The following is a 12643-nucleotide window of genomic DNA, read 5'->3' as shown; positions in this document are numbered from 1 at the left end:
TTAGCCTTTTGTCTTTTAGCTTTAAGTTTTACGGTTTTATAACCTTAATCTGAGCTTTCTGCATGGGGTTCAACTGCTCTTTTTGTTTATTTTGCTTAAACACCTGGAACCGTGATGGCAACTCCCTGACCGGCCAGTCGTTATTGCTGGTATCTATGTCTGCAGTCTCTTTGTAGGGATCAATGCGGATGGCGGTTACTTCTTTATCCTTCACAAAAACTTTCTGGAAACTGTTTTCATTTTTGCGCCATATCTCGACGGGAACCCGCTCTATTTCAGTTGATCCATCCTTAAAGGTCCATTCGATGATGACCGGCATGACCAAACCTCCTTTATTACTAAAGAACAATTCGTAATAGTTGTTGTCGCCAAACTGTTTTTTCTTTTCTTTTTTTGTGAATACCTCATCGTACAGGATGGTGGTAGTTGTGGTGACCGAATCCTCCGTTTCCCAGGGTTTGTATTCTGTATAAAAATCCTGAAGCGATTCATCTTCCTGGACCGGGAATACCATACCCGATTCCCTGTTTCTCATCCGGGTAATATCCTGGAACGGTGGTTGTGGTTTTTGGGTACTGGTCACCTCTATGGGTTCGGGATTATTTTGCAGATCCACTTTATACCAGTTGATGCTGTCGAGAGAAATATCCACCGCATCGGTGGTATAGAACCACCCTCTCCAGAACCAGTCGAGATCTACTCCGCTGGCATCTTCCATTGTTCTGAAGAAATCGGCCGGGGTAGGGTGTTTAAAGGCCCATCTGCTGCAATATTCCTTGAAGGCAAAGTCAAACTGCTCGCGTCCCATAATGGTTTCCCGGAGAATGTTCAGTCCAGCCGCTGGTTTAAGGTATGCATTGGCAAAATAATCAACGATATTTTCCGTGTTGGTCATAATGGGCTCCAGTTGATCTTTTGGCAGCCTCATATAGTCGGTAATCAAATGGGCACCCACCCACGATTGGTAATTATTGTCCCATTCCTGCTCGGCGATGTACTGGACAAAGGTGTTGATGCCTTCATCAAACCAGGCCCACTGCCGCTCGTCGCTGTTGATGATCATCGGGAAAAAGTTGTGTCCTACCTCATGGATGACTACGGAAATGCACTCGTTTTTGTTAGCTTCAGTATAGGTACCGTCTTCTTCCGCTCTACCCGGGTTGAAACAGATCATGGGATATTCCATGCCATTCTGAGCCTCAACGGAAATGGCGACAGGGTAGGGGTAGGGGATGGAATAGTCGCCATAAGTTTTAATGGTATGCGCCACGGCTTTGGTGCTGTATTTCCTGTAGATCGGGTACGCTTCCTTGGCATAATAACTCATACACATGGCTTTTGAGCCATCCTCGTTTTTGTGGGCCATGGCGTCCCAGATAAACTTCCGGCTGGCTGTCCAGGCGAAATCCCGGACGTTTTCCGCTTTGTAGTGCCAGGTTTCTGTGGCCGATGCCTTTGGAGCTTGCTCATTGGCCTTGGCTTCTTCAAGGGTGACGACCTCAATGGGTTCCTCAGCATTTTGGGCAGCCTTCCAGCGTGCCAATTGTGCCGGAGTGAGTACGGCGGCATAATTTTGGCACTCCCCGGTTCCGCCTACCACATAATCGGAAGGCACCGTCATTTTTACATCGAAGTTTCCGAAGTTAAGGGCAAATTCTCCTCTTCCGGTAAACTGGTTGTTTTGCCAGCCTTCAAAATCGCTGTACACACAAAGTCTTGGATACCATTGTGTTATGGTGAAAAGGTAATTGTCATCTTTAGGAAAGTATTCATAACCGCCCCGGCCCCAGCTGATGGAGTTGATGCGGTCGATCAGGTAATAATGCCACTTCACATGAAAAGCAAAACTTTCCCCTGGTTTCAGAGGCTTAGGCAGTAGTATACGCATCATGGTTTTATTGATGCTGTAGTCCAGTGAACTTCCAGAGGCATTGGTTACCGCTTCTATGTTTACGCCGAACTTGTCCAGCTCTCGCCAGGGTTCCAGCGCTCTAAGCTGTTGCTCGCTCATGGTTGAGTTAATGTTGCTGGGCTCAAAACGCTGGTTATTGGCATCGGCCGCATGCTGGTTTTCATCGAGCTGCAGCCAAATGTACTTTAGCGTATTGGGGGAATTGTTGTGGTAAGTGATCAGTTCAGTACCGTCGAGGCGTTGTTCTTCGGTGTTGAGGGTGCACTCAATGACATAATCTGCATTTTGTTGCCAGTAATCCGGCCCTGGGGCCCCATCGGCACCTCTGTAACTGTTGGGACTGTTGAGCATAGGGCCCAATTGTTCAAACTTGCTCCCGTGGTTGGGTTCGCCCTGGCAAAAAGCGGCGAAATGCCAAAGGGACAAACACAAAGTCAACAGCGAAACGGGTGATTTCATTTTGTTATACATGATTAATTTTTTAGTTTAAAACACTAATTTAGGTGGTTAATTGAGTCTGAAGTGAACCGCGATATTAAATTGAACCCTTACCGCCTTTCCGTTTTGTATTCCGGGACGCCACATCATATCCAAGTCATCCATGAGTTTTACAATGCGCATGGCTTCTTCTCCACAGCCTCCTCCGATGTCACGTACTAATTTGAAGTTGCTGAGGAAACCATCTTTTTCGACTATAAACGAAATAAAAACCCTTCCTTGAATTTTTTCGGCCATAGCTTCTTCGGGATATTCAAGATTATCTTGAATAAATTCCATCAGTTTTATGACTGCACATTCTTTTATTTCCTCTTTGGTACCTTCCATTTCTTCACATCCCGGAAATCTTGGCATTTCATTTACTACCTTGTATACATCGCCTTCCGGAGTAGAATAAACTGTTTTTCCAGGTTCAAATTGTGCAAAAAGGGAAGCGTTAATAAGCAAAATACCACTGATCAATAAAATCGTTTTCATAAAGTTATTTTTGAAAGTTAAAAATTGAAAATACCACAAAGTAAAAAAGTATCGTCACTTTCTGAAATTGATTTTCATTTGAAAAAACTTCCTTTTTTATTCCACCGAAAAACCACCGTCTAAGACGGTGGTCATGGATGTAGGCTCTGCCGGTAAAAAGTATTATCTTGTGGAATGGCAAAGATAAAATACCGGAAATTGGCACATACGGTATACCATTGTAATTATCATATCGTATGGACGCCAAAATATCGCTTTCGAATGCTCCGAGATCTTCTAGCGGATTACATGGAGGATAAAATAAAGACTATATGTGAATGGAAGGATGTAGAAGTAATTGAATTAAATATACAACCTGATCACATACACCTGGTCTGTTCTATCCCTCCAAAACTAAGTATATCTGATTTCATGGGAATCCTAAAAGGAAAAACAGCAATAGCCATGTTTAAAAGTTTTCCCAGTTTGAAGAAAAAGCCATATTGGGGCAATCATTTTTGGGCGAGAGGCTATTTCGTTAGCACAATAGGAATAGATGAAGACAAAATAGTCAGATACGTAAAATATCAAGAAGATAAAGAACGAGCACAAGAAAACGATCGCAAAGATTTCACCCTCTTTTAGAGGTTATCCCCCTTTGGGGGTATTGTTTTATCTAAGCCACCACCTCTGGTGGTGGTCGTTTACTTTTTGAAAAATTAACCTTTCCAATAATTTTAAAAACTACTGCCCGAAGTGTATTATTGCGTTCGTAAAATGTGGCTTTTGTATGTGGTTTTAAAATTAATGTTCGCATTTTATGTAAAAATGAAAAAGAATAATTATGCAGAGAAACTTTACATGGGTTTTGTTTTTTGTAGCTAATTTCCTTCTCTTAGGTTCATTGTCTGGCCAGACTCAGGATATCATAGGCACGGTTATGGACAAAGAAACCAAACAGGTTTTATTTGGTGCAACCGTCAGGGTGGATGAGCTTGAACCTTTAATAGCCACCACTACGGACATCAATGGCAATTTTGAATTAAAAGGCGTTCCACTCGGGCGACATACTTTAGTTTGTGAATATTTGGGGTACGAACTTTTTAAAACGGAAGGTATTATTGTCAGCTCTTCAAGAATAGTGGATCTGGAAATTACCATGTTACAATCCGCCCTGACGATTAACGAAGTGGTCATCAGCGCCCAAAGTAAAATTAATGCCCCCGTCAATGAACTGGCCACCGTCAGTACCCGTTCTTTTTCCGTTGATGAAGCCAACAGAACCGCCGCCGCAGTAAATGATCCGGGCCGGATGGCCTTGTCTTATGCGGGGGTTCAACAGGGAGGCAATGACGGAGAAAACGACATAATTGTAAGAGCCAATGCGCCCGTAGGCATTTTATGGCGACTGGAAGGCATTGATATTCCGAACCCCAATCACTTTGCCCGTCCCGGTACATCTGGAGGAGGCACCACCATTTTCAGCGCACAGCTGCTCAGCCGTTCGGATTTTTCCACAGGCGGTATGCCGGCAGAATACGGGAATGCTCTTTCCGGCGCCTTCGATATCAAGTTCAGAAAAGGCAACAACAAAACAAGGGAACACCGGGTAGGCATCAGCCTGCTTGGACTTGATTTTGCTACCGAAGGTCCTATTCAAAAGGGGCGCTCTTCCTACCTCGCCAATTACAGGTATTCTACTTTGGGCATTCTGAATAACCTGGGTTTTTCCCTGGTGGGACCCCGTTTTTCCAATAAATTTCAGGATTTATCCTTTAACCTCGGGTTCAAATCCAAAAACAATAAACATTTATTCACCGTCTTTGGCATTGGCGGCCTGAGTAATGAAACGAAGGAGCCTTTACCCATCCTGGAAAGAGATTCCATAAAACTGGATGATGCCGAAAGAGCTGTTCAGGTTAGCAATATGGGAGCTATCGGAACGACCTATACCTACCTGGTGGATGCCAATTCCTATATTAAAATTGGACTGGCGGGAATCGCCAATGTCATTACTTTTAAAAATGATGTCTTTGACCTGAATAACGATTCCATCAATACCCGGGATGAAGCTCATGAAGACGCTCGTTTATCGGCTTCTTTCGTGTACAGCAATAAATTTAATTTGAAAACCAGGTTAAAAACCGGGTTGTCCTTTAATTTTGTGGACTATACATTTAGGAGGTTTCTATTCTATTTGCCAAGGTTTGATGATTTTTCCACCCGAAAAAGCATTGAAGGCATTATCGATGGAAGCGGGAAAACAGCCTATGGATCTGCCTATGCCCAGTTGTCTCGTAATGTTACCGAAAGGATTATTGTAAATGCGGGGGTAAACGGGTTGTTTTTAGGATTAAATAATACGTATAGCCTTGATCCCCGGGGTTCGGTAAAATTCATTGCCAGCGAAAAACAATCGATTAGTTTTGCCCTTGGAAAGTATAGCCAGATATTGCCAATGGCCAATTATTTTTATGAACAAAAAGATACCATAAGCGGGGAAATCCATAATTCATTTCCCAATAAAAACCTGGAAATGATGAAATCCATTCATGCCATTTTTTCCTATAATTTGTATTTGGGAAATAACTGGCATTTTGCGATAGAGCCTTATTACCAGTATTTATATGACATTCCGGTTGAGGACGATGAAACGCAGGGGTATTATTTTTTGAACACCCAATCCGGGGTGGTGACCTTGCCCACCAATAGCGGCGGAACCTCAACGAATATTGGGTTTGATTTGAATGTGGAGAAAAATTTTGACAATAATTTTAACCTGATGGCCAATTTTTCCTTTTACGATTCCAAATATAAACTCCCCGGCGGCCATGAATTTAATACCACTTTCAATAGCAGGTTTGCCAGCAACCTTACGCTTGGAAAGGAATTTCATCTCAACAAAGGAAGAGCTATCCAATGGGGGGCAAGGTTCATTTACAATGGAGGATTCCGGTACACACCGGTTGACCTGGTAAATTCAACCGCTGAAACGGGCGCCTTACCGGATTATTCAAGGGTAAATGAAGCACAGGTAGATCCTTATTTCAGACTGGATCACCGGTTGGCTTATCGCTTCAATGGCAAACGGTTTTCGGGAATCGTTTCTCTGGATGTTCAAAATATTTTAAACACCAAAAACATCCGTTCTGTGGCTTATGACCCCGAAACAAAAGAAACCTCATACACCTATTATCCGGGAGGATTGATTCCCGTTTTGGGCGTAAAATTTGATTTTTAATAAATTTTTTAAAGTTATTATTTTTATGAAATTAAGATATTTGTTCAGCCTGTTGCTTATGGCCGGCCTGTTGGCTTGCGGCCCAAATGCCAAAGAAGAAAAAAGCGGAGAGGCACTCGACCAGGCTTCACACGATAAACTGCTGAAAAGCTTCCAGGAAAAACTGATCCTGGCCAACCCGGGGGATGTGATAGAACTCCCGGCCGGCCGTTTTAACCTCACCAAATCCCTTTCCCTGGATGCCATTGATAACATCACCATAAAAGGGGCGGGGAAGGACAAAACGGTGTTGTCTTTTCTGAACCAGACCCAGGGAGCGGAAGGTATTCGGGTCACCAACCTAAAACATTTTAAGCTGTCTGATCTCACCATTGAGGATTCCAAAGGCGATGCGTTAAAAATTCAGGATTGTGAAGGAGTACTGTTGAAAAATGTGAAGACTACCTGGACCGAAGGAGCTAAAGAAACCAATGGCAGCTACGGCATTTACCCGGTGAAATGTAAAAATGTGATCATTGACGGTTGTGAATCCTCCTTTGCCTCGGATGCCGGAATTTATGTCGGACAGACCCATAATGTACATATGAAAAATTGCCTGGTGCATCACAATGTAGCCGGGTTTGAAATTGAAAACTGCAGTTATGTAGATGCCTACAATAATGAGGCACACGACAATACGATGGGTTTCCTGGTTTATGATCTGTCGGGATTGCCTGTAGCGAACGGACGTTTTATCCGGGCTTTTGACAATAATATTCACGATAATAATTTCCAGAATTTTGCACCCAAAGGCGGCATAGTTCATATGGTTCCGCCGGGAACCGGATTCATGATCGTTGCGGCGAAGGAGGTTGAAGTATTCAATAACCAGATCAAAAACCACAAGACCATCGGATTAGGGATTGGAAGTTTTTACATGACGCAGCGGCCTTTTGATGAAAATTCGGACTTTGTGCCCTACAGTTCCAATGTCCATGTGCATGACAATCAAATCGTAAGAAAAGATGCTATGCCCGATTTGACCAGGGAATGGGGGCAATTGATCAATGTGATGTTTAAAGCAACGCCTCAGGATATCCTTGTGGATGGCTGGATGCATCCCGATTTCGCCACGGATCCCGAATCTCACCGCATTTGCATTCATGATAACGGAACGGACATTACCTTCGCCAACCTCAATGCCCAAAAAGCGGAAAGCATCAGGGCTATGGCCAAATATATCGATTCTGATATGTCAAAATTCGATTGCACATTGCCTCCACAGGAAGCTAATGCGGAGCCGGAAATTTGATATTCTGATTGGGGAATTAAGAGAAAAAAATTTAACCGCAAAGCACGCGAAGGAGGCGCAAAGTACGCGAGGAATTCATTGCGAACGTTGCGCTTTCTCTGCGTCCATTGCGGTTAAAAAAAGCGTATAAAAATTATCTAAACTAATAATTCATGCAAAAGGCCATTTTACTTTTTTTATTAGCCTTCTCAGTTACTCATTGTGCTAAAACAAACAATGAAGTGCAGGTCGATCCGGACAATTTTCCTTTTGAAAAATTATCCGATTATCATCTTTTTACCGGGGATCTATCAGCCTTTCAGCCCAATGAGGGCGTGCTTCCTTACGATCTCAATTCACCCTTGTTTACCGATTATGCAGAAAAGGCCCGGTTTGTGTGGATGCCCAAAGGCGTTGCAGCCGGATACGATGAAAAAAATGCTTTGGATTTTCCTGTGGGGACCGTTTTGATCAAGCATTTTTATTACGAAAAAGCAGGGCAAAAGGACATAAAAGAAACGAGGCTCCTAATGAATACGTCGGAAGGCTGGAATGCGGCCACCTACCAGTGGAACGAGGCACAAACGGATGCCGAGCTCAATATCATTGGGGCTGAAGAAGCCATGACCTATGCACACCCCACCCGCGGCAACCTCGAATTTACCTATGTTATTCCCGACAAGAACCAGTGTAAGAATTGTCATCAGAAAGGCGGTAGTTTTGTGCCCATTGGTCCCACTGCCCGCAGCCTGAATAAAGACTTTGCTTACGCAACAGGAACGATGAACCAACTTGAAAAGTGGGAATCGCTGGGGTATTTGAAAGGCAAACCGGAGACCAAAGACATCCACAAAATGGCCGTTTGGAATGATCCTGCCTCAGGAAGTTTACATGACCGGGCCATGGCTTACCTGGAAATCAATTGCGCTCATTGTCATAATCCCCAAGGTTCGGCCAATACCTCGGGGTTGAATTTTACCATTTACGAAGATCGTCCCTTTAACCTGGGCATTTGCAAAGCTCCGGTGTCCGCCGGAAAAGGTGCCGGGGACAATGATTTTGACATCATGCCCGGCCACCCGGAAAAAAGCATTACCATTTACCGGATGACATCCCTGGATCCCGGAGCCATGATGCCGGAACTGGGCCGTTCATTGGTTCATACAGAAGGCGTAGAGTTGATCAGGGAGTGGATCGCTGCGATGGAGGAGAATTTATGTGGAGGGTAAGCGAAAGGAGCAAAAACAGGTATCTTAGATCATCGCTGAACCAGTCATGGAGAAGATTGAAGGAGATCGAGAGAGATTGAGGAAGATTGAAAGAAATTGAAATCGACCGAAGGGAGATCCTCGTGTACGCAGTGCCGGGACATCCTGAAACAATCTGAAACAACCTGAAACTCTTGAAAACAAAAACAACCACTGCCAGCAGAAAACCAATAAACCGCCTGAAAAACAAATTTTCCCTCCCTTCCATTGCCTTTTTTAAACGAAAATAAGTGAACTTTGCACCTTCATTTCAAAACGCTGCGCCATGATCCTTTTTTTCGGTGATATTACACAAAAAGTCTTCGCTGTACAGGTGGAGCAGGAACTCTCTCATAACGATATTGAAAAACTGGTCTGGTTGTTTGGGAACCAGCCTAAAATTGAGGGAACTGAAATAGATACCTCTTTTGTCGGCCCGAGAGCGGCGATGATCACTCCATGGAGTACCAATGCGGTGGAGATCACTCAAAATATGGCGATTACTGGTATTAAGCGTATCGAGGAATTTGTCCGTTTTGCAGGGGATGCTGCCAGTTACGATCCCATGCTGAGTCAAAAATACGGGTCGCTGAACCAGGCCATTTTTACCATAAAAATCGAACCGGCTCCCATTATGGAGATCGAAGATGTTGCCGCCTACAATGTTTCAGAAGGATTGGCTTTGAATGAGGAGGAAGTGACTTATCTAGAAGAAATGGCGGAAAGAATTGGCCGGCCGCTGACTGATTCCGAGGTTTTTGGTTTTTCACAGGTGAACAGCGAGCATTGCCGACACAAAATATTCAACGGGATCTTTGTGATCGATGGGAAAGAAAAACCGGAATCCCTCTTCAAACTGATCAAAAAAACATCCCAGGAAAATCCCAACGACATTGTTTCGGCTTACAAAGATAATGTAGCCTTTTTGAAAGGACCGGTGGTGACCCAATTTGCTCCCAAAAGTCCTGACAAGCCGGATTATTACGAAAAGAAAACCTATACTTCCGTCCTTTCACTGAAAGCGGAAACGCATAATTTTCCAACAACAGTAGAGCCATTCAACGGTGCCGCAACAGGGTCTGGAGGTGAAATTCGCGACCGCCTCGCCGGGGGAAAGGGATCTTTACCGCTGGCTGGTACGGCTGTTTACATGACATCGTATTCCCGACTTGCCGACAACCGCCCCTGGGAAAGCGGAATGCCCGAAAGAAAATGGCTTTATCAAACGCCTCTGGACATTTTGATCAAGGCTTCCAACGGGGCTTCGGATTTTGGCAATAAGTTTGGACAGCCCCTGATTTCCGGCTCATTGCTGACTTTTGAGCACGAAGAAGAAGCCCGTAAATTAGGATTTGACAAGGTGATCATGATGGCAGGAGGCATTGGGTACGGCAAAGCAGATCAGGCTTTAAAGGATGCCCCCCAAAAAGGAGATAAAATAGTCATTCTCGGCGGCGACAACTACCGGATCGGGATGGGCGGAGCGGCTGTTTCTTCCGCAGATACCGGAGCCTTTAGTTCGGGAATTGAATTAAATGCCGTACAGCGTTCCAATCCGGAAATGCAAAAACGCGCAGCCAATGCCATCCGCGGCATGGTCGAAAACGACATCAATCCCATCGTTTCCATTCATGATCACGGGGCGGGCGGGCATTTGAATTGCCTTTCTGAGCTCGTCGAAAATATTGGCGGGAAAATTGACCTCGACAAACTGCCGATCGGAGATCCGACTTTGTCGGCAAAAGAAATCATTGGCAACGAATCACAGGAACGCATGGGACTGGTGATTGCCGAGGAACATTTGGAAACCCTCAGACGTATTGCTGAACGGGAACGGGCGCCCATGTACCAGGTAGGGGAGGTGACAGGAGATTTTCGGTTTACTTTTGAATCCTCTTCCACAAAAGAACGTCCCATGGATCTGGCCCTGACCGATATGTTTGGCAGTTCGCCAAAGACCATCATGGAAGACCGTACCGTGGACAGACAATATGCTGAGGTTGAATATGCTTCAGCCAATATGCAGGAATATATCCGCCAGGTACTCAAACTCGAAGCAGTGGCCTGTAAAGATTGGCTGACCAATAAAGTGGACCGATGTGTCGGCGGTTTGGTGGCTAAGCAGCAATGTGCCGGGCCGTTACAATTACCGCTCAACGATTGTGGGGTAATGTCACTTAGTTTTGATGGAAAGGACGGTATTGCCACTTCCATAGGACATGCGCCCATCGGTGGATTGATCAATCCCGAAGCAGGATCACGGAATTCCATTGCTGAGGCGCTGACTAATATTATGTGGGCGCCCCTTAAGGAGGGAATTCGTTCGGTTTCCTTGTCTGCCAATTGGATGTGGCCCTGTAAAAACGAAGGGGAAGACGCCCGTTTGTATGAGGCCGTTAAAGCCGTTTCTGATTTTTCTATTGCCTTAGGACTGAATGTACCTACCGGGAAGGATTCTCTTTCCATGAAACAAAAGTATCCGGATGCTGAAGTCATTGCACCAGGTACCGTGATCATTTCTGCCGCAGGGCATTGTAATGATATCTATAAAATCGTGGAGCCGGTGCTTCAAAAAGAAGGCGGCCATATTTATTATATTGATCTTTCAGGAGATGCTTATAAACTCGGTGGTTCCTCTTTTGCACAGGTACAGAATAAGATCGGGACAGAAGTGCCTGATGTGCGGGATTCAGAAAATTTTGTAAAGGTTTTTAATACTCTTCAGGCGCTGATCACTGAGGGACAAATTCTTGCTGGCCATGATATCTCTGCCGGCGGCCTGCTAACAACCTTGCTGGAAATGTGTTTTGCGGATAATGACCTTGGGGCAGAGATTGACCTGTCTGAAGTGGGCGAAAAAGATTCGGTAAAGTTGTTATTCTCAGAAAATGCCGGCATAGTTTTTCAGGCTAAAGATAGTGCAGTGGAAACCTCACTGAAAGCGGCAGGCCTGACTTATTTTAAAATAGGAAAAGCAACGGCAGAAGGAGAGGTGAAGGTTAAAAACATCGGCGAGTCTTTTACTTTTAAGGTCGCTGAATTGAGAGATGTATGGTTTGAAACTTCTTATTTGCTGGACAAAAATCAATCGGGTGAGCTGAAAGCGAAAGAGCGTTTTCAAAATTATAAAAAGCAACCACTTCAGTATCGTTTTCCCGAAGGTTTTAAAGGCAATTTGCCAACCAATGATTTTAGTAAACCAAGACCGAAAGCGGCCGTGCTTCGCGAAAAAGGCAGTAATTCCGAGCGGGAACTGGCCCACGCCATGTACCTTGCCGGTTTTGATGTTAAGGATGTTCATATGACTGACCTGATCAGCGGCAGGGAAACATTGGAAGATATCCAGTTTCTCGGTGCCGTGGGAGGTTTTTCAAATTCGGATGTTTTGGGGTCGGCCAAAGGTTGGGCCGGGGCATTTCTCTACAATGAAAAAGCTAAAAAGGCGCTTGAGCGTTTTTTCAGCAGGAAAGATGTACTGTCTGTCGGGATTTGTAATGGCTGTCAATTGTTTGTAGAACTCAACCTGATTAATCCGGATCATGCTCAACCCTCCAGGATGCTGCACAATGATTCTCACAAGCACGAAAGCGGGTTCACTTCCGTGGAAATCCCTGCAAACAACTCGGTCATGCTGGGCAGTCTGGCGGGCTCAAAATTGGGTGTATGGATCTCGCACGGTGAAGGGAAATTTCATTTGCCTTTAGCAGAAAGTGCTTACAATATTGTTGCCAAATACGGCTACCAAGGTTACCCGGCCAATCCCAACGGAAGTGATTACAATGCAGCCATGATGGCCAGCGCTGACGGACGCCATTTGGTAATGATGCCACATATCGAACGATCCATGTTCCGCTGGAACTGGGCCAATTATCCGGCGGGAAGGAAGGATGAAGTTTCTCCCTGGATCGAGGCCTTTGTCAATGCGAGGAAGTGGCTGGAAGTATTTAAGGGGTAACTTTATTACCTGGCAACAAAAATAATCGCTTTAAATAAAATTTCGATTGCCCAGCGCTTTAACG

The 12643-nt window shown here is 44.8% G+C and carries 7 protein-coding genes; 5 read left to right on the top strand and 2 right to left on the bottom strand.

Annotated features, from left to right (window positions below; translation table 11 throughout):
- Window positions 1-28 precede the first annotated feature (28 nt).
- On the bottom strand, window positions 29-2371 hold the full coding sequence (locus H6571_03760) for a M1 family metallopeptidase (protein MCB9322837.1): 2343 nt from the start codon (window positions 2369-2371) through the stop codon (window positions 29-31).
- Between the two features lie 48 nt (window positions 2372-2419).
- Window positions 2420-2887 (bottom strand): energy transducer TonB, encoded by a 468-nt coding sequence (locus tag H6571_03755; GenBank protein ID MCB9322836.1) that lies wholly within the window; start codon window positions 2885-2887, stop codon window positions 2420-2422.
- 174 nt (window positions 2888-3061) lie between these two features.
- On the opposite strand from H6571_03755, the gene tnpA reads away from it, so the two are divergent.
- The 5 genes from tnpA (at window position 3062) to purL (ending at window position 12579) form a co-directional block, all read left to right on the top strand.
- Complete coding sequence (gene tnpA / locus H6571_03750; GenBank protein ID MCB9322835.1) at window positions 3062-3511, top strand: IS200/IS605 family transposase; 450 nt, start codon at window positions 3062-3064, stop codon at window positions 3509-3511.
- Between the two features lie 199 nt (window positions 3512-3710).
- Complete coding sequence (locus H6571_03745) at window positions 3711-6107, top strand: TonB-dependent receptor (protein MCB9322834.1); 2397 nt, start codon at window positions 3711-3713, stop codon at window positions 6105-6107.
- Between the two features lie 25 nt (window positions 6108-6132).
- Window positions 6133-7398, top strand: coding sequence for a right-handed parallel beta-helix repeat-containing protein (locus tag H6571_03740; GenBank protein MCB9322833.1), 1266 nt, complete (start codon window positions 6133-6135; stop codon window positions 7396-7398).
- A gap of 152 nt (window positions 7399-7550) precedes the next feature.
- Window positions 7551-8606, top strand: a complete 1056-nt coding sequence (locus H6571_03735) for a hypothetical protein (GenBank protein ID MCB9322832.1) — start codon at window positions 7551-7553, stop codon at window positions 8604-8606.
- A gap of 304 nt (window positions 8607-8910) precedes the next feature.
- Window positions 8911-12579, top strand: a complete 3669-nt coding sequence (purL, locus tag H6571_03730) for a phosphoribosylformylglycinamidine synthase (GenBank protein MCB9322831.1) — start codon at window positions 8911-8913, stop codon at window positions 12577-12579.
- The last annotated feature ends 64 nt before the right edge of the window (window positions 12580-12643 follow it).

The organism is Lewinellaceae bacterium, from assembly GCA_020636105.1.
Classification (GTDB): domain Bacteria; phylum Bacteroidota; class Bacteroidia; order Chitinophagales; family Saprospiraceae; genus BCD1.
The sequence above is the reverse complement of the archived record's forward strand: the minus strand, read 5'-3'. Positions and strand labels throughout refer to the sequence as shown.

What these genes read in the sequence shown, in the direction of transcription:
- H6571_03760 (MCB9322837.1), bottom strand. Translation starts at nt 2,371, where the DNA reads ATGAAATCACCCGTTTCGCTGTTGACTTTGTGTTTGTCCCTTTGGCAT.
- H6571_03755 (MCB9322836.1), bottom strand. Translation starts at nt 2,887, where the DNA reads ATGAAAACGATTTTATTGATCAGTGGTATTTTGCTTATTAACGCTTCC.
- tnpA (MCB9322835.1), top strand. Translation starts at nt 3,062, where the DNA reads ATGGCAAAGATAAAATACCGGAAATTGGCACATACGGTATACCATTGT.
- H6571_03745 (MCB9322834.1), top strand. Translation starts at nt 3,711, where the DNA reads ATGCAGAGAAACTTTACATGGGTTTTGTTTTTTGTAGCTAATTTCCTT.
- H6571_03740 (MCB9322833.1), top strand. Translation starts at nt 6,133, where the DNA reads ATGAAATTAAGATATTTGTTCAGCCTGTTGCTTATGGCCGGCCTGTTG.
- H6571_03735 (MCB9322832.1), top strand. Translation starts at nt 7,551, where the DNA reads ATGCAAAAGGCCATTTTACTTTTTTTATTAGCCTTCTCAGTTACTCAT.
- purL (MCB9322831.1), top strand. Translation starts at nt 8,911, where the DNA reads ATGATCCTTTTTTTCGGTGATATTACACAAAAAGTCTTCGCTGTACAG.